This is a genomic window from Salmonella sp. GDC200615, from assembly GCF_050574145.1.
Classification (GTDB): domain Bacteria; phylum Pseudomonadota; class Gammaproteobacteria; order Enterobacterales; family Enterobacteriaceae; genus Salmonella; species Salmonella enterica.
This window is the reverse complement of record NZ_CP192247.1, coordinates 2,795,783-2,814,101: the sequence shown is the minus strand read 5'-3', so window position 1 is coordinate 2,814,101 and position 18,319 is coordinate 2,795,783. Positions and strand designations below refer to the sequence as shown.

At 48.4% G+C, this 18,319-nt stretch carries 13 protein-coding genes; 7 read left to right on the top strand and 6 right to left on the bottom strand.

The genetic code is table 11. The annotated features are described in order from the left end of the window. Positions 1-22: 22 nt before the first annotated feature. Positions 23-4,003 carry a trifunctional transcriptional regulator/proline dehydrogenase/L-glutamate gamma-semialdehyde dehydrogenase gene (gene putA / locus ACQ29O_RS13650; RefSeq protein ID WP_001747002.1) on the bottom strand — a complete coding sequence of 1,327 codons (3,981 nt, stop codon included), beginning with the start codon at positions 4,001-4,003 and terminating at the stop codon, positions 23-25. Positions 4,004-4,424: 421 nt separating this feature from the next. On the opposite strand from putA, the gene putP reads away from it, so the two are divergent. Then, entirely contained in the window at positions 4,425-5,933 is a 1,509-nt protein-coding gene (putP, locus tag ACQ29O_RS13645; RefSeq protein WP_001018467.1) for a sodium/proline symporter PutP, read from the top strand. A gap of 892 nt (positions 5,934-6,825) precedes the next feature. Beyond that, positions 6,826-7,614 (top strand): phosphate starvation-inducible protein PhoH, encoded by a 789-nt coding sequence (phoH, locus tag ACQ29O_RS13640; protein WP_024143601.1) that lies wholly within the window; start codon positions 6,826-6,828, stop codon positions 7,612-7,614. Positions 7,615-7,719: 105 nt separating this feature from the next. Here phoH and ACQ29O_RS13635 read toward each other — a convergent pair whose 3' ends face one another. From ACQ29O_RS13635 to ACQ29O_RS13625, 3 genes are all read right to left on the bottom strand, one after another. Continuing rightward, entirely contained in the window at positions 7,720-8,601 is an 882-nt protein-coding gene (locus ACQ29O_RS13635; protein WP_000433673.1) for a MurR/RpiR family transcriptional regulator, read from the bottom strand. Positions 8,602-8,886: 285 nt separating this feature from the next. Continuing rightward, positions 8,887-10,383 carry a sodium:solute symporter gene (locus ACQ29O_RS13630; protein ID WP_000628085.1) on the bottom strand — a complete coding sequence of 499 codons (1,497 nt, stop codon included), beginning with the start codon at positions 10,381-10,383 and terminating at the stop codon, positions 8,887-8,889. A gap of 336 nt (positions 10,384-10,719) precedes the next feature. Beyond that, complete coding sequence (locus tag ACQ29O_RS13625; protein WP_000054241.1) at positions 10,720-11,400, bottom strand: N-acetylmannosamine-6-phosphate 2-epimerase; 681 nt, start codon at positions 11,398-11,400, stop codon at positions 10,720-10,722. Between the two features lie 505 nt (positions 11,401-11,905). On the opposite strand from ACQ29O_RS13625, the gene ACQ29O_RS13620 reads away from it, so the two are divergent. From ACQ29O_RS13620 to ACQ29O_RS13605, 4 genes are all read left to right on the top strand, one after another. Then, entirely contained in the window at positions 11,906-13,060 is a 1,155-nt protein-coding gene (locus tag ACQ29O_RS13620) for an N-acetylneuraminate epimerase (protein WP_000525764.1), read from the top strand. A gap of 45 nt (positions 13,061-13,105) precedes the next feature. Beyond that, on the top strand, positions 13,106-13,798 hold the full coding sequence (locus ACQ29O_RS13615; protein ID WP_000700607.1) for an oligogalacturonate-specific porin KdgM family protein: 693 nt from the start codon (positions 13,106-13,108) through the stop codon (positions 13,796-13,798). Between the two features lie 282 nt (positions 13,799-14,080). After that, the gene (locus ACQ29O_RS13610; RefSeq protein ID WP_000560758.1) at positions 14,081-15,361 is read left to right on the top strand and encodes an MFS transporter; all 1,281 of its coding nucleotides are present in this window, start codon (positions 14,081-14,083) and stop codon (positions 15,359-15,361) included. Between the two features lie 10 nt (positions 15,362-15,371). Next, on the top strand, positions 15,372-16,478 hold the full coding sequence (locus ACQ29O_RS13605; protein WP_000988586.1) for a Gfo/Idh/MocA family protein: 1,107 nt from the start codon (positions 15,372-15,374) through the stop codon (positions 16,476-16,478). 166 nt (positions 16,479-16,644) lie between these two features. Here the strand turns inward: ACQ29O_RS13605 and ACQ29O_RS13600 are convergent, their stop codons facing one another. Then, positions 16,645-16,938: a YciI family protein gene (locus ACQ29O_RS13600; protein WP_000114401.1), complete on the bottom strand. Its 294-nt coding sequence runs from the start codon at positions 16,936-16,938 to the stop codon at positions 16,645-16,647. A 30-nt stretch (positions 16,939-16,968) separates the two neighbouring features. On the opposite strand from ACQ29O_RS13600, the gene ACQ29O_RS13595 reads away from it, so the two are divergent. Continuing rightward, positions 16,969-17,187, top strand: coding sequence for a hypothetical protein (locus ACQ29O_RS13595; RefSeq protein ID WP_000880617.1), 219 nt, complete (start codon positions 16,969-16,971; stop codon positions 17,185-17,187). A 600-nt stretch (positions 17,188-17,787) separates the two neighbouring features. On the opposite strand, the gene ACQ29O_RS13590 is transcribed toward ACQ29O_RS13595, so the two are convergent. Next, positions 17,788-18,246 carry a lysozyme inhibitor LprI family protein gene (locus ACQ29O_RS13590; RefSeq protein WP_000623372.1) on the bottom strand — a complete coding sequence of 153 codons (459 nt, stop codon included), beginning with the start codon at positions 18,244-18,246 and terminating at the stop codon, positions 17,788-17,790. Positions 18,247-18,319: the final 73 nt, after the last annotated feature.

Here is an 18,319-nt window from a genome sequence, read left to right as displayed (position 1 = left end):
GGAGCCTTAATTAACCACAGTATTAGCCAATTGTCATCAGGCTGGCATTACCGCCAGCGGCGGCAGTGTTTACGCTCAGCGAACGTTCAATATAGAGCCGTTCCAGCAGTATATTGCTTTCGCCGCGGGCGAACCCCTGTACCGACACTATCGCGCCTTCGCGGGCGGCGACGGCTTCGCGGGCGGCGACGGCTTCGCACACGGTTCGCAGCTTGTCGGAGTCGCCGTGGAAAATCACCGCGTCAAACGGCTGCGCCATCAGCGTTTCCGCTTTCGCAAACTGGACACGCGCCGCAACGGCGGCGGGGAGACGTTTCGCCAGATCGCGGTGGAAGGCGTCGTCTGACCATAGCGCCTGACTGCCGACGGCGAGAACGGCGGCAAGCTGCGTCAACGCGTCCTGTTCGTCATCAGCCAGGCATAATACCCGTTCACGCGGCAACAGCGTCCAGGTATTGCGCTCGCCGGTCGGTCCCGGTAGCAGGCGCTGCGTGCCGGCCTGCGCCAGATCGGCGAATTGTCGGCAGAGCGTCTGTAGCGCCGGGCGATCCGCCGCCCATTGCGTCAGAGCGGTCAACGGCGCGAGTAGCGTGGTTTTAAGCTGCGCATCCACCGGGTAACGCGCATCCTGACGAGTCAGCGTCGTATTGAGCGCATTGGGCGGGCGGTGTGCCAGCAGGCGGTAGAGATAGAGCGGTCCTCCCGCTTTTGGCCCGGTGCCGGACAGGCCTTCGCCGCCAAACGGCTGGACGCCGACGACCGCGCCCACCATATTACGGTTAACGTACAGGTTGCCGACATGGGCGGAACCGGTGACTTGCGCAATGGTTTCATCAATACGGGTATGTACGCCCAGCGTTAGCCCGTAGCCGGAAGCGTTAATCTGTTCGATAAGCTCCGCCAGTTGGTTACGGTTATAACGCACGACGTGCAGCACGGGCCCGAAGACCTCTTTTTCCAGTTCTGCGAAGTTTTCCAGCTCAATAAGCGTGGGCATAACAAACGTACCGGTCTGCCATTCCTGCGCATCATCGCTGTTTTCACGTGCGGCCTGGAAAACCGGGCGGCCTTTGGCGCGCATCGTCTGGATGTGACGTTCAATGTTGGCTTTGGCCTCGCTATCGATCACCGGCCCGATATCGGTCGTCAGACGGCCTGGATTCCCCATCCGACACTCCGCCATCGCGCCGCGTAACATTTTCAGCGTATGTTCGGCGATATCGTCCTGCAAACACAGCACGCGGAGCGCGGAACAGCGTTGTCCGGCGCTGTCGAAAGAGGAAGCCAGCACATCCACGACCACCTGCTCGGTGAGCGCGGAAGAGTCGACAATCATAGCGTTCATACCGCCGGTTTCCGCAATCAACGGAATAGGGCGGCCCTGGGCGTCAAGACGCGTGGCGATGTTGCGCTGCAACAACGTCGCGACCTCCGTGGAACCGGTAAACATCACGCCGCGTACACGCGCATCGGCGGTAAGCTGGGCGCCGACGGTTTCTCCCCGTCCCGGCAACAGTTGCACGACGCCCGGCGGTACGCCCGCTTCCAGCAAAATGGCAATGCCCTGGGCGGCAATCAGCGATGTCTGCTCTGCCGGTTTCGCCAGAACGCTGTTACCTGCCGCCAGCGCGGCGGCGATTTGGCCGGTGAAAATGGCCAGCGGGAAGTTCCACGGACTGATGCAGACTACCGGCCCTAACGGGCGATGCGTTTCGTTATCGAAATCGTCACGCACTTGACCGGCATAATAATGGAGGAAGTCTACCGCTTCGCGCACTTCGGTAATGGCGTTGCTGAACGTTTTCCCCGCTTCACGCACCAACAGGCCAATCAACTGCTGCATTTGGTCTTCCATTAATACCGCCGCCCGCTGCAAAATGGCGGCGCGTTCTTGCGGCGGCGTCGCAAACCAAACCGGCGCCTGATTGACCGCGTTTTGCAATGCCTGTTCAACCTCGCTTTCTGTCGCTTCGCGTCCCCAGCCGACAATATCTTTCGGTTCCGCCGGGTTGATAACCGGCGTCATCTCACCGTCGGCCACCGGTTGTTCCAGCACAGGTTTGGCCTGCCATTTCTGCATGGCGTTGCTTAACAGGGCAGAAGAAAGCGAGGCGAGGCGATGTTCATTCGCTAAATCAAGTCCGGCGGAGTTTATCCGACCTTCGCCGTACAGATCGCGCGGCAGCGGAATTTTCGGATGCGGTATGCCAGCCTGACCTTCCTGCTGCGCCAGTTTTTCCACGGCCTCGACCGGGTCCGCCACCAGTTCATCGAGCGGTAGGGTGGCATCGGCGATACGGTTGACAAAAGAGGTGTTGGCGCCGTTTTCCAGCAGGCGTCGTACCAGATAGGCCAGCAGGGTTTCGTGTGTTCCCACCGGCGCGTAAATACGGCAGGGACGGTTAAGTTTTCCGTCCGCCACTTTACCGGTGACCTGTTCATACAGCGGTTCGCCCATGCCGTGCAGGCACTGGAATTCGTACTGACCCGGATAGTAATTTTGCCCGGCCAGATGATAAATCGCCGCCAGTGTGTGAGCGTTATGGGTCGCGAACTGCGGGTAGATCAGATTAGGGACGGCGAGCAGTTTTTTCGCGCAGGCCAGATAAGAGACATCGGTATACACTTTGCGAGTATAAACCGGATAGCCCTCCAGCCCTTCCATTTGCGCGCGTTTGATTTCGCTATCCCAGTAGGCGCCTTTCACCAGACGAATCATCAGCCGCCGGCGGCTACGGGAGGCCAGATCGACTAAATAATCAATGACCAGCGGGCAGCGTTTCTGGTAAGCCTGGATCACAAAGCCAATGCCGTTCCAGCCCGCCAGTTCGGGTTCGAAGCAGAGTTTTTCCAGCAGATCGAGCGAGATCTCCAGACGATCCGCCTCTTCGGCGTCGATATTGAGACCGATATCATACTGGCGCGCCAGCAGCGTCAGTGATTTCAGGCGCGGATAAAGCTCCTCCATTACCCGATCGTATTGCGCGCGACTATAGCGTGGATGCAGGGCGGACAGCTTAATCGAGATGCCTGGCCCTTCGTAAATACCGCGACCGTTAGACGCTTTGCCGATGGCATGAATCGCTTGCTGGTAAGAGACCATATAGGCCTGCGCATCGGCGGCGGTTAACGCGGCTTCGCCCAGCATATCGTAAGAATAGCGGAACCCTTTCTCTTCCAGTTTTCGGGCATTCGCCAGCGCCTGAGCAATGGTTTCGCCAGTCACGAACTGCTCGCCCATTAAACGCATCGCCATGTCGACGCCTTTGCGGATTAACGGTTCGCCGCTCTTGCCGATAATGCGGTTCAGCGAGCGCGAAAGATTGGCTTCGTTATGCGTTGAGACCAGTCGGCCGGTAAAGAGCAGCCCCCAAGTGGCGGCGTTTACAAACAGCGACGGGCTACGGCCAATATGCGACTGCCAGTTGCCATTACTGATTTTGTCGCGAATTAACGCATCGCGCGTAGCTTTGTCGGGAATACGCAGCAGCGCTTCCGCCAGACACATCAGCGCAACGCCTTCTTGCGAAGAGAGGGAAAACTCCTGCAACAGCCCTTGCACCATACCCGCGCGACCGCTGGCGGATTTTTGATTGCGCAATTTCTCCGCCAGTTGATACGCCAGTTTATGCGTCTGCTCAGCGACAGGCGGCGACAGGCGCGCCTGTTCCATTAGCATTGACACCGCATCGGTTTCCGGGCGGCGCCAGGCGGCGGTGATGGCGGCGCGAGAGACGGATTGGGGAAGAATCTGTTCGGCAAACTCCAGAAAGGGCTGATGCGGCTCATCCTGCGGCGCGACCGGCTCCTCGCTTTCATTTGCCGCGCCGGCAAACAGCGCAGGTAGCTCCGGTAGCGTATCGCTATTTTCCAGCTTGTCCAGATAGCTAAAGATTGCCTGTTTTATTAACCAGTGCGGCGTGCGATCGATACGCGACGCGGCCATTTTGATCCGTTCGCGCGTGGCGTCGTCCAGCTTAACCCCCATCGTGGTGGTTCCCATACCCTCTACTCCTGTTATTCGCTCTATCTGCTAACCAATAGTTAGCGGAAAATATCCACTATGTTGCAACTTTGTGCAACCGCGTTAAATGTGACCTGCGTTGCAAGCTTAAAAATGAATAAATTGTTAAAAAAAGAAAGAGGGAGTCTGACGGGGAAAACCATCTGGATTTATTTTCTCTGCGGTAGTTAACACTTTTAAAAGGTGCAACCGCAAAAAATGTGAGAGAGTGCAACCTGGAGAAAAATAGTATCCCTCTGCAATCAAATTTGATGTAAATGGTGTGTTAAATCGATTGTGAATAACCACCGCTTCCGGCAGGATACGGTCGCCCTGGTAAACATAACACCCTTGCCACGTTCCGGCAGGGTACAAAACGGCACGCTACGGTAGTGCCAATAAATAAATTTGGAGAACCTTGATGGCTATTAGCACACCGATGTTGGTGACATTCTGTGTCTATATTTTTGGCATGATATTGATTGGGTTTATCGCCTGGCGCTCAACCAAAAACTTTGATGACTATATTCTTGGCGGTCGCAGCCTGGGGCCGTTTGTTACGGCTTTATCAGCCGGCGCGTCGGATATGAGCGGCTGGCTGTTAATGGGGCTGCCTGGCGCTATCTTTCTGTCGGGGATCTCTGAAAGCTGGATCGCCATTGGCCTGACGTTAGGCGCATGGATTAACTGGAAGCTGGTGGCCGGGCGCCTGCGCGTGCATACCGAATTTAACAATAACGCGCTCACGCTACCGGACTATTTTACCGGTCGGTTTGAAGATAAGAGCCGAGTCCTGCGTATTATTTCCGCGCTGGTCATTCTGCTGTTTTTCACTATCTATTGCGCATCAGGTATTGTCGCTGGGGCACGACTGTTCGAAAGCACCTTCGGTATGAGCTATGAAACCGCACTGTGGGCGGGGGCCGCGGCAACCATTATTTATACCTTTATCGGCGGGTTTCTTGCCGTTAGCTGGACGGATACCGTTCAGGCCAGCCTGATGATTTTTGCGTTAATCCTGACGCCGGTGATGGTTATTGTCGGCGTAGGCGGTTTTAGCGAGTCGCTGGAGGTGATCAAGCAAAAGAGCATCGAGAATGTCGACATGCTCAAGGGGCTGAATTTTGTCGCTATTATTTCTCTGATGGGCTGGGGACTGGGTTACTTCGGTCAGCCGCATATCCTGGCGCGCTTTATGGCGGCGGATTCCCATCACAGTATTGTTCATGCGCGTCGTATCAGTATGACCTGGATGATTCTGTGTCTGGCGGGCGCGGTGGCGGTGGGCTTCTTTGGCATTGCGTACTTTAACAATAACCCCGCACTGGCCGGGGCGGTGAACCAAAACTCAGAACGCGTATTTATTGAACTGGCGCAGATCCTGTTTAACCCGTGGATTGCCGGTGTTCTGCTGTCTGCTATCCTGGCGGCGGTGATGTCGACGTTGAGCTGTCAGTTGCTGGTATGCTCCAGCGCGATTACAGAAGATTTATATAAGGCTTTTCTGCGTAAAAGCGCCAGCCAGCAAGAGCTGGTATGGGTAGGGCGAGTGATGGTGCTGGTGGTAGCGCTGATCGCCATTGCGCTGGCGGCGAACCCCGATAACCGTGTGCTGGGGCTGGTGAGCTACGCCTGGGCTGGATTCGGCGCGGCATTTGGGCCTGTTGTCCTGTTTTCTGTGATGTGGTCGCGTATGACACGTAACGGCGCGCTGGCGGGAATGATTATTGGCGCGGTGACGGTTATCGTCTGGAAACAATATGGCTGGCTGGATCTGTATGAGATTATCCCTGGCTTCATTTTCGGCAGCCTGGGGATCGTAATCTTTAGCCTGCTTGGCAAAGCGCCGACAGCAGCGATGCAGGAACGCTTTGCAAAAGCGGACGCGCATTATCATTCCGCGCCGCCGTCGAAGCTACAGGCGGAATAACCGACATGTCCGATAGCATTATCGCCATCGGACATATTTTACCAGGCGGCGTTATACGCCTGCCTGGTCCTCTGATAAGTCCCGTACCGATTGACTGAAGATGTTCAGGTAAATGAGGACGCTCTCTCAAACTATTTTTAGCCCTTGAGCGCCGTTAACGCGGGCGTAATACGTCTCGAGTAATCACTAACTGGCCATATATGAAATCGCCTGTTAATGGTACCAATAGCCTTGACGCAATAGAGTAATGACAAAAATTAAAACGAGTCAGCGTTACCGGCGTAAGTATGCCGCACAAAATTTTGCATAAATAATGCCGTTTTAGCGATGGGAGAGAGGACACGTTAATTACTCCGTTTTAACCTTTTATATGTTGAATATTCAATGGGTTATGGGTGGTTTTACCATTAATACCCATAGTAGCTAATGATTATCTTTTTTAGTCTCCTGCCAATGAAATAATTGTGTAATCTTTCTGTAAGAGACTGACAATGACGCAATAATGTTTGGTTAATGTTTGGTGAATATATTGTTGCATTATTGATGTTTTGTGTTGTACTTAGTAGTAATAGCGGTAGTTCCCCGGCAGTGATGGTCACTCACTATGGAGATCGCGAATGGTAATGTCCGCACCAGGACACATTGTTTACAGTAGTTACAACACCCTGTACGGACATTCTCTCTCCGGTGGTGGTCTTGTCATCTTAAAAGCTCTCATCATTTCTCTTACTGTCCATACCCATGACGTCATATGTGGTGCGCGTAGCCGTGTGTGGCGTCGTTTCAAAAAGCAAGCTAAGGCTTACAAGGAAGCCAACCCTCAGATGTGTGTGCGCATAATCGCGTTCAAGAGAACGCGGGTGATGTATACCTACAACTCAAGGTGCTATCCATGGGAAGACAAAAAGCAGTGATCAAAGCTCGTCGTGAAGCAAAGCGTGTGTTGAGACGAGATTCGTGTAGTCATAAGCAACGTGAAGAAGAATCGGTCACGTCACTGGTACAGATGGGCGGAGTAGAAGCCATTGGCATGGCGCGCGATAGTCGCGATACCTCGCCTGTTAAGGCGCGAAATGAAGCACAGGCGCATTATCTGAACGCTATCGACAGTAAACAGCTTATTTTTGCGACCGGCGAAGCCGGCTGTGGAAAAACATGGATCAGTGCGGCAAAGGCGGCAGAAGCATTGATTCATAAGGACGTCGAGAGGATCATTGTGACGCGTCCGGTATTGCAGGCTGATGAAGATCTTGGTTTTTTGCCCGGTGATATCGCTGAAAAATTTGCGCCTTATTTTCGTCCCGTCTACGATGTCCTGCTTAAACGGTTGGGCACGTCCTTTATGCAATATTGTTTGCGCCCGGAAATCGGTAAGGTAGAAATTGCCCCGTTCGCCTATATGCGTGGGCGTACTTTTGAAAATGCGGTCGTGATCCTCGACGAGGCGCAAAATGTGACTGCGGCGCAAATGAAAATGTTTTTGACGCGACTAGGCGAAAATGTCACGGTCATTGTCAATGGCGATATTACGCAATGCGACCTGCCGCGCGGCGTGCGTTCCGGATTGAGCGATGCGTTGGAACGCTTTGAAGAAGATGAAATGGTAGGGATTGTGCATTTCAACAAAGACGACTGCGTGCGCTCGGCGCTTTGTCAGCGAACGCTCCACGCATACAGCTAATATAGCATTGACTTTCAGAGCCCGGGAGACCGGGCTTTGTTGTCTATAAAGCGTCCAGCAGACTCATGGACAAAAAAGGAAAATGACGCCTGTACGTGAAGGGAATTATTTTGTCATGTCCAGGGCATTCATTGTCCGTAATTTGCTTTCTCGGGCCTGTTCCGGCGAGGACTGTACAAGAAGGGTATAGAGCAGGTCAAAGACGAAAAGCTGCGCGGCTTTCGTACCGATCGAGTCACCCTGCAACATTCCTTGCCGATTACCATTGATCAGGCAAAAATCGGCCTCTTCACATAATGGAGAACCCAGATTATGGGTAATGGCGACTGTGGTGGCGCCAGCCTGTCGGGCCAATCGGAGTGAATGCACTGTTTCTGGCGATGTGCCCGAGTGACTGACACCCATCGCGACATCGCCTGCTTTTAATAGCGTAGCCTGCATGTACATAAAATGGTTATTGCTTACCGCATCGCCCCGTAAACCAATACGCATTAGCTTGTGTTTCATATCCAGCGCCGTGATCCCCGATGAGCCCACACCAAAGATATAAACTGAGTGACAGTGACGTAGGGCGTCCACGACACCGAGAACCTGTTGCATATCAAGCAGATTTAGCGTTTCAGACAATACATTACTAATGGTGTTCTGCAATTTTAAACCAATGGCGTGGGCATCGTCGGATTCGCTAACTTCGGCATCCAGTAGAGGACTACTGTCATCAGACTCGGTAGTGGCAAGTTCAATGGCCAGGTCCATTTTAAAATCCTGAAAACCTTTATAGCCCAGGGTGCGACAAAAGCGAATAACCGTGGCTTCTCCGGCCTGTGTGTCGCGCGACAAATCGGCAATAGATGACTGTGTCACCTGTCTGGGGAAGGCTAAAATATATTGCGCAATACGCTGGGAGGCACGTGTCAGGCTTTTTTGCATAGCACCCAGAGTGTCAAGGATTTTTCCGGGTTTAAGACGTGGGGGTTGAGGCTCCATATAGTTCCTGCTCTTGAGGGCTGATTGCGGCACAAAGCCTGCAATATCGAACAGAGCAGAGCCTATCAAGTCTGCGGCATGAAAAAAAGCGCGATGTAAGTAAAGGAGGGGGAATATTTACATCGCGTTGCCAACTTATGACAGAACATCACTGGAGAGTAATCTGTTTGCTCTTACGGTGTTTATAGCGCGCCATCTGACGGATGGTTTATATCTGGCCCGGTATTGTCGCCCCGCGCGTTGGCGTCACCGTGTGCTGTGTCGGTATAGCGTGGTATCATGAAATCATAATGTCACCTTTGGCTCAGGTTTTTCATCCAGCGTCAATGGCGGTGCCGGGGCAAATAACGGGGCGAAAATAACGCCGCTGATCACCACGCTTAGCGAGCCAATGACCCCATAAAAGAAGAAGTTAAGGTCAGTGGCATAGCGTGCGCCCAGCACGGTAATGACGCTGATAATAATTCCTAAAACCGCACTCCCGGCATTTGCTCGTTTAAAGAAAATGCCCAGCATGAACAGACCGGTCATTGGCCCTCCCATCAGACCTATCAGACTATTAAATGCATCCCAGATTTCTGATTCATCGGCCATGACCAGCCATACTGAGGCCGCGCTACTTATCAGGCCCGCGACCAGAATAACTAACTTAGCTATTTTCATACGGTTTTCAGGCGTTCTTTTTTTATGACTCAAACGCTGATAGATATCGGAATTAAAACAACTGGAAATGCTGTTTAAGCTGCTGGAGATACTGGACTGCGCAGCAGCGAAAATAGCGGCGATTATCAACCCTGCAATGCCGACTGGCATTTCGGTGACCACGAATAAGGGCAAAATGCCGCCAGTGTTGAATCCCGCCGGTAATAATTGTGGATGTTGCTGATAGTAGACAAACAATGCCGAGCCGATAGCAAAAAAGAAAACAGGGATCACAGCAACCAGTTTGGCATTTGTAAGTAATGTTTTCTTCGTTTCCTCTATGGAGTCAGTCACGATATAGCGTTGGACCACATCCTGACTGGCAGTAAATTGCTGAATATTGGCAAACAGAAAACCAATCATCAATACAGGTACTGTGCTTTCCGTCCAGCTCCAGTGGAACTGCGTAGCCGGAAAGAATTTATCCGCCTGCTGCGTCACCGTAAAAATTTCACCAATGCCGCCCTGGACTTTGAGACATATCACTATAAAAATCAGTATCGCGCTGCCAGAAAGTAAGAGGCCTTGAATAACATCAGTCCATATTACTCCTTCAATTCCACCCATCCAAGTATAAATGATACACATCACGCTAATCAACAGTACCAAAATCACCGGGTCTATAGCGATGAAGGGGCGCAAGGCCAGCACGGTGAGGAAAGTGATAATGGCGATACGTCCGATATGAAACAACATAAATGACATGCTGGCGAATAGACGGCAGCGCACATCGAACCGTGCTTCGAGATATTCATAGGCTGATGTGACTTTCAATTTCCGAAAAAACGGAATATAGAAATAAAAAACCAGCGGTAAAATTGCGATAGCCAGATACTGACCAATGATAAACGTCCAGTCGGAAGTAAACGCTTTGGCAGGAATTGACATAAATGTAATTGAGCTTAACGTAGTAGCAAATACACTGACCCCAGCCGCCCAACCAGGAACCCGGCCACCACCGCGAAAATAATCGTCTGCTGTTTTTTGCCGTCTGGAAAAATAGACACCGACTAACATCATGGCCAGGAGGTAGCCAAATAATACAAGATAGTTAACGATGCCGAAAGAATGTGTAATCATAGTTCTTTCCTGCTTATGGTTTTGAGTAGAGTTGCGGTCATCGTCTGTGTATTTTTATCTTCCCATCATTCAGACGATACGATATTCAGATCAAGTAATAGTTTTTGTTACTCTCAATGACGGTAATCATGAGATGTAAAAGGCAGAGCATTTATGCTCCACCAATGGTGATGCCCAGACGTATGTCCTGCCGGATACCTGAAATAGCAGATATCCGATATTGCGTTCAAACAGGCTTCAGGCCTGGGGATCGTATTTGCCGATAGCATTATTAACGTCGGATTATTCTCTGAGACATACATATCAATAGTAAGCGTGTTCATTTTCTTTTCCTGTTCAGCGTTTTACTGCGTGACTGAACCACTGACAGATATGCTCGATACGGGTGATAGCGGAACCAACGGTAACTGCCCAGGCACCATGCTCAATAGCATTGGCCGCCAGTGCAGGCGTGTTATAGCGCCCCTCGGCAATAACACGACAACCTGCATGGCTCAGTTGTGTCACCATTGCCAAATCTGGCTCAACCGGCGTGATGGGGCCGGTATAGCCAGACAGTGTTGTACCAATGAATTCGATTCCTTTCTGATGGCAACTTATGCCTTCATTCACGGTTGAACAGTCTGCCATCGCCAGTAATCCATGCAGGCGAATACGTGTCAGTAAACTATCAATATCAACCGGGCGAGAGCGGAATGAGGCATCAAAAGCGATAATATCGGCACCTGCCTGCGCCAGGGCGTCAACATCCTGTAAATAGGGAGTGATACGGACTGGCGACCCTGTAAGGTCACGTTTAATTATCCCAATAATAGGAACAGAAAGATGGGGACGAACAGCCCGCAGATTCTCAATGCCTTCAATGCGCACAGCGACCGCACCCGCCGAAGCCGCTGCCTGTGCCATTGCAGCCACAATTTCAGGTTTATCCATAGGGCTGCCTGGTACCGGTTGGCATGAGACAATCAGCCCACCGTTTTCGTGTACACTTTGTTCCAGCCTGGCTAATAGTGACATCCAGTTCCGCCTTATATATTTTGAAGTTTTGCTCCGTTTTATATTATGTTGTGGAGTGTTGCTGCATCAAGCAAAAAGATAGAAAAATGTGAACACAGTCATAAGGTATGTTTGTTATTCAATTACTGCGCCAGCGGATTTGAGGCTATAACCTGAAGCTACAAGACAAATACAATTCACTCTGACGGCAGCATGCTGTATTTTATTAGCTGCTTCCGGCATAAAGATAAAATGCTCAGAAGGAGCTTATACGCCACGGGATAGCCAGTATGAAATGCATCACATAATTCTTGTTGTATTTATTCGAATGCTATCACTAATGAGTTTGACCATAACAGGTCACCCATAATCACTTCTAACATCACCATGGTGTGCTTTTACCTCGCACATGATAACCTCATGTAATTATTTTTAGCGCTTGGTCACATTTTGTCATTATCATTGTTGAAATTGTGCACCATAAGATCACTAATGATGAAGCTTTACTCCAATTGTATTTCTTCGCATGGGGATGCAGATGAAAAATTTTAAGAAAATGATGACGCTAATGGCGCTATGTTTATCAGTCGCTATCACCACATCAGGATATGCAACGACGCTTCCTGATATACCAGAACCACTGAAAAATGGTACTGGCGCTATTGATAATAATGGCGTGATTTATGTCGGCTTAGGTACCGCAGGGACATCCTGGTATAAAATTGATCTTAAAAAGCAACATAAAGACTGGGAGCGTATAAAGTCGTTTCCTGGTGGAGCTCGTGAGCAATCAGTGTCGGTATTTTTAAATGATGAGCTTTATGTTTTTGGTGGCGTAGGGAAAAAAAACAGTGAATCACCGTTGCAGGTTTATAGCGATGTGTACAAATACTCACCGGTGAAAAATACATGGCAAAAAGTTGACACTATATCTCCAGTTGGATTAACAGGGCATACGGGAGTAAAATTAAACGAAACGATGGTACTTATTACCGGAGGGGTTAATGAGCATATCTTTGATAAGTATTTTATTGATATAGAAGCTGCGGATGAAAGTGAAAAAAATAAAGTCATCTATAATTATTTTAATAAACCTGCCAAAGATTATTTTTTTAATAAAATCGTATTTATCTACAATGCTAAAGAGAACACATGGAAGAATGCCGGTGAGCTGCCAGGCGCGGGGACGGCAGGATCGTCATCGGTAATGGAAAATAATTTCCTGATGCTGATTAATGGTGAGCTCAAACCGGGTTTACGTACCGATGTGATTTACCGCGCCATGTGGGATAACGATAAGCTAACATGGTTGAAGAACAGCCAGTTACCGCCATCGCCTGGAGAACAACAGCAAGAAGGGTTGGCCGGAGCATTTTCGGGCTATAGTCACGGTGTCCTGCTTGTCGGTGGTGGCGCGAATTTTCCGGGAGCAAAACAAAATTATACCAATGGAAAGTTTTATTCCCACGAAGGAATAAATAAAAAATGGCGAGATGAAGTCTATGGTTTGGTTAATGGCCATTGGCAATATATGGGTAAAATGAAACAACCTCTCGGCTATGGTGTATCAGTAAGTTATGGTGATGAAGTTTTCCTTATTGGTGGTGAAAATGCTAAAGGGAAACCTGTTTCGTCTGTAACCTCCTTTACCATGCGTGATGGTAATTTATTAATAAAATAATTTTTTAAATACAAAAATAAAGTTAATTGATGAGCGGAGTATTTTATGAAAATCAACAAATATCTTCTGGGTATGGTTTCGTTTATAGCATTTTCATCATATCTACAAGCGGCAACCCTTGATTATCGGCATGAATATGCTGATAGAACCAGAATTAATAAAGACCGTATTGCTATAATTGAAAAGCTTCCTAACGGCATTGGTTTTTATGTCGATGCCAGCGTTAAATCGGGAGGAGTAGATGGTGAGCAGGATAAGCATTTAAGCGATCTCGTCGCAAACGCTATAGAACTGGGCGTAAGTTATAATTATAAAGTTACGGACAATTTTGCTTTGCAGCCTGGATTTATATTTGAAAGCGGTCCAGACACTTCAATTTATAAGCCTTATTTAAGGGGGCAATATAATTTTGATTCTGGTGTTTATATGGCTGGTCGTTACCGTTATGACTATGCAAGGAAGACAGCTAACTATAGTGATGATGAGAAAACGAATAGATTTGATACTTATATAGGTTATGTTTTTGATGAGTTGAAATTAGAATATAACTTTACCTGGATGGATAGCGATCAAATTAAATTTGATAACAAAAAAACAAACTATGAACATAATGTGGCTTTAGCCTGGAAACTGAATAAGTCATTTACACCATACGTTGAGGTCGGAAATGTAGCGGTGAGAAATAATACCGATGAGAGACAGACCCGTTATCGCGTTGGATTACAATACCACTTTTGAGAAAGGTTAAAGAGTTACTGTACTAATCTTTGCTTAGTATTCATATCGATAATCTTATAGCCCGTAGCTACGTTACAGAACGTTAGACTTTGTCTTGAGTATTCACGTCCTTAACGTAGCTACGAATAAGGATGATAAACAATGAATATACGCCTTACATAGCTACGATCTCAGGCGGTTGTCGGAAAGTGCCGATTGATAGTGTCTTATTCGGCAATTGATATGACTTAAAAATTAATTCCGTAAGCATTTCAGACGGTAACAGCAAATAAGGGTTTTATTGTGATAGCAAAATTCTTCCCGTGGTATAGCGAGATAACACGTCCACAAAAAAATGCTTTATTTTCAGCATGGCTGGGTTACGTTTTTGATGGCTTCGACTTTATGCTGATTTTCTACATTATGTATCTGATCAAGGCTGACTTAGGATTGACAGATATGGAGGGCGCATTCCTTGCCACAGCGGCCTTTATTGGGCGACCATTTGGCGGGGCGCTATTTGGTCTGCTGGCAGACAAATTTGGCCGTAAGCCGTTAATGATGTGGTCGATAGTTGCCTATTCTGTAGGTACAGGGTTAAGTGGCCTGGCTTCCGGTGTAATTATGCTGACGCTTAGTCGCTTCATTGTCGGTATGGGGATGGCGGGGGAGTATGCTTGCGCTTCTACTTATGCCGTGGAAAGTTGGCCAAAGCATTTAAAATCTAAAGCGAGCGCATTTCTGGTTTCAGGTTTCGGTATTGGTAACATCATAGCAGCCTATTTTATGCCGTCATTTGCCGAAGCGTATGGTTGGCGTGCTGCTTTTTTTGTCGGTTTGCTACCCGTTCTTTTAGTAATCTACATCCGGGCCAGGGCTCCTGAATCTAAAGAGTGGGAAGAAGCTAAACTCAGTGGTCCCGGAAAGCATTCACAAAGTGCCTGGTCAGTTTTCTCTTTGTCAATGAAAGGGCTATTTAATCGAGCTCAATTTCCACTGACATTATGTGTATTTATTGTTCTGTTCTCTATTTTCGGCGCAAACTGGCCGATCTTTGGTCTACTGCCTACATATTTGGCGGGAGAGGGCTTTGATACGGGCGTGGTCTCTAATTTAATGACGGCGGCGGCATTCGGCACTGTATTGGGAAATATCGTTTGGGGTCTGTGCGCAGATAGAATTGGTTTGAAGAAAACGTTCAGCATTGGTCTTCTCATGTCCTTTTTATTCATTTTCCCGTTATTCAGAATTCCGCAAGATAATTATTTACTGCTGGGCGCATGTTTATTCGGTTTAATGGCGACTAACGTAGGTGTTGGCGGGTTGGTTCCCAAATTTCTCTACGACTACTTTCCTCTTGAGGTTCGTGGTTTGGGTACCGGGCTGATTTATAATCTTGCTGCGACATCAGGCACATTCAATTCAATGGCGGCGACCTGGCTTGGAATAACAATGGGGCTAGGAGCTGCGCTAACGTTCATTGTTGCTTTCTGGACCGCAACAATTCTACTCATTATTGGCCTATCCATTCCGGATAGACTAAAAGCACGTCGTGAAAGTTTTCAATCAACAAAAGAATTTTAATAGAGGATAAATGATGACGAAATACGGTGTTGTAGGTACAGGTTATTTTGGCGCTGAACTGGCGCGATTTATGTCTAAGGTTGAAGGGGCGAAAATCACTGCGATTTACGATCCGGTAAATGCGGCTCCGATAGCGAAAGAGTTGAACTGTGTCGCCACTGCAACGATGGAGGCGCTTTGTTCCCATCCTGATGTGGATTGCGTAATTATTGCTTCACCAAATTACTTACATAAAGCGCCAGTCATTGCGGCGGCTAAAGCGGGTAAACACGTGTTTTGTGAAAAACCTATCGCCTTAAATTACCAGGATTGTAAGGATATGGTTGATGCCTGCAAAGAAGCTGGTGTTACCTTTATGGCGGGTCACGTTATGAACTTTTTTCACGGGGTTCGCCACGCTAAAGCGCTCATCAAAGCTGGTGAAATTGGTGAAGTTACACAAGTTCACACTAAACGTAATGGTTTTGAAGACGTGCAGGATGAGATCTCATGGAAGAAGATTCGCGCAAAGTCAGGTGGGCATCTGTACCATCACATTCACGAGCTAGATTGTACACTGTTCATCATGGATGAAACCCCATCCCTGGTTTCAATGGCGGCGGGGAATGTTGCGCACAAAGGTGAAAAATTTGGTGATGAAGATGATGTTGTCCTAATCACCCTTGAGTTTGAAAGCGGTCGTTTCGCGACACTTCAGTGGGGATCATCGTTCCACTACCCTGAGCACTATGTATTAATTGAGGGCACGACAGGTGCAATTCTCATTGATATGCAAAACACGGCTGGTTATCTAATAAAAGCGGGCAAAAAAACACACTTTCTTGTGCATGAAAGCCAGGCGGAGGATGATGATCGTCGCAACGGTAACATATCCAGCGAGATGGATGGCGCAATCGCTTATGGTAAACCCGGTAAACGTACGCCGATGTGGCTCTCATCAATTATGAAACTGGAGATGCAGTACTTGCATGATGTGATAAACGGTCTGGAGCCAAGCGAGGAGTTTGCTAAATTGCTAACGGGAGAAGCGGCGACAAATGCTATTGCTACCGCTGATGCTGCGACGCTTTCCTCAAACGAGGGGCGCAAAGTTAAACTCACTGAAATTCTTGGCTAAAATTGAAAGCCGGATGGTGGTGTTATTGGCCGGTGGCGCTGCGCTTATGTAGACCGGATAAGGCGCCCGTGAACTGTGCCGCCATCCGGCAATGGACGGGTCACATATATGAAAAAAGCCCGTTGTTCTGGTGTGAACTCCGACTGTCGGGCTTTGTTGTTTTTGGTTATAAGACCGCTTTTAATTCCGTGACCATCATTGTGGGTTCAAAAGGAATCAAATCGACTTTAGCTACGCCAGACAAGCGAAAAGGATCTTGTGCCAGATAGTTTTGCAGTACATCCGCGTCATCATAGTTTGCAAGTATTACGCCTCCTGTGCGCGGAATTTTTCGCCCGGAAGCCAGAAAAAGTCCATCGGCATAACCTTTTTTTAGCCATTCCACATGTGCAGGGATTTGCGCATCAATTTCATGCAATGGTTTTACGTAGGTTAAGACAACCACACAAAGCACACTCATTTTGTTGTCCATAAATATAAAGGGGATATTATGCTAGCACTCTATGCAGAGACGCGAAAAATTTTAATGTCTGGAATTATGGAAACGACCTTCATTAGTGGGCCGTTCTTCTATGCGCCAGGAGACGCCGCCAGTAATCTTGATGAACTTTATGTGAGGTTGGCTGAATTGCAATATGCGAAAAAAGCCGAGCTTGATGACAAACCTGTTGTGCGGTTACACATTATCCGACGTGGCAACGTTGGGTGAGGCGAAACCGAAACCCAACATTGCGGTATTGGGTATGAATGTTGGGTTACGCGCCGTTCCACCCAACCTCCGGGAACGATGGTTTTGGCAGTTGGAAAAGCGAAGCGCATTTCGGCATCAAGGTTTGTCAGTCGTCTGATACTTTCGTACAGGCTCTTTTTTGAAGATGCCGGTAAGGGGGAATTGACTCGCTTCGCTCGCCCTTCGGGCAGTCTCCTCGCAGGCTCGTCGTCTGTCCAGCTGGCTGCGCCGCTACTCAGCCCATCCCTGGGCCTCGCCCCTTCGGGGCCAGAGCAAGCTCTGTTCAAAAACGCTCCCGGCGTTTTTGTGTCGAACCCCGGTCGGTGGTTCTCATCCCCCCTTGGTTTGGGGGATATATAAGCAAAAAGCCCGTACTTCTGTACGAGCTCTTTCTTGAATATGGCGGCGAGGGGGGGGCCATATTTACGTTCATTATCAGTTGACGAACTTCTTTTGGGATTTTAGAAGATAAATAATAATACTCGTCTGGGGTATATGTTTTTGAATATTCTGGCTCCTCGCGTGAATATGATGAGTTGCACACAAAAAGTAAAAAGCATAACAGTAAACGGGTCATGATTATTTCGTATCCTCTGTATAATTAGGAATATCAGCATGCATCAATTGTTCGGCTCTTTGTTTGTTTAGTTCAGCCATACAGAAATATATGCGAGTAAAACTCCCCACACCATTTCCCCATGATTCTGCAAACGAGCACTGAGCAAGACGATAACGAATAAACTCTTGATTAGATTTATCCAGTCTGTAGAGTGCAATCGGGATAGCATCATCCAGTGCTGCATTTTTGACTTCAGACCATTTGTTTATACGTAATCTGATATTTTCTTCGGCCTTTCTCAGCGTTATAGTGCTTTCAATTACTTCATTTCTCAGGCAGTCGACAAGTTCCGCCTCTTCTCCTGATTCACAGTTGTTCTTACTGGGATAATAAACATTATTTGCATATGTACTATGGATTGAGGAAAAGCTAAATATCAACGTGGCTAATATTATAAAAATCCGTGCAATACTAATCATTGATTTTTATTTCCTGTTGCAGAGGTAAATAATGCATATACATAAGGCAATTTTTCTGCATACTTAGAATCTC

Bases quoted from the DNA above. Each gene is read 5' to 3' on its own strand.
- putA (WP_001747002.1), bottom strand. From the start codon at position 4,003: ATGGGAACCACCACGATGGGGGTTAAGCTGGACGACGCCACGCGCGAA.
- putP (WP_001018467.1), top strand. From the start codon at position 4,425: ATGGCTATTAGCACACCGATGTTGGTGACATTCTGTGTCTATATTTTT.
- phoH (WP_024143601.1), top strand. From the start codon at position 6,826: ATGGGAAGACAAAAAGCAGTGATCAAAGCTCGTCGTGAAGCAAAGCGT.
- ACQ29O_RS13635 (WP_000433673.1), bottom strand. From the start codon at position 8,601: ATGGAGCCTCAACCCCCACGTCTTAAACCCGGAAAAATCCTTGACACT.
- ACQ29O_RS13630 (WP_000628085.1), bottom strand. From the start codon at position 10,383: ATGATTACACATTCTTTCGGCATCGTTAACTATCTTGTATTATTTGGC.
- ACQ29O_RS13625 (WP_000054241.1), bottom strand. From the start codon at position 11,400: ATGTCACTATTAGCCAGGCTGGAACAAAGTGTACACGAAAACGGTGGG.
- ACQ29O_RS13620 (WP_000525764.1), top strand. From the start codon at position 11,906: ATGGGGATGCAGATGAAAAATTTTAAGAAAATGATGACGCTAATGGCG.
- ACQ29O_RS13615 (WP_000700607.1), top strand. From the start codon at position 13,106: ATGAAAATCAACAAATATCTTCTGGGTATGGTTTCGTTTATAGCATTT.
- ACQ29O_RS13605 (WP_000988586.1), top strand. From the start codon at position 15,372: ATGATGACGAAATACGGTGTTGTAGGTACAGGTTATTTTGGCGCTGAA.
- ACQ29O_RS13600 (WP_000114401.1), bottom strand. From the start codon at position 16,938: ATGAGTGTGCTTTGTGTGGTTGTCTTAACCTACGTAAAACCATTGCAT.
- ACQ29O_RS13595 (WP_000880617.1), top strand. From the start codon at position 16,969: ATGCTAGCACTCTATGCAGAGACGCGAAAAATTTTAATGTCTGGAATT.
- ACQ29O_RS13590 (WP_000623372.1), bottom strand. From the start codon at position 18,246: ATGATTAGTATTGCACGGATTTTTATAATATTAGCCACGTTGATATTT.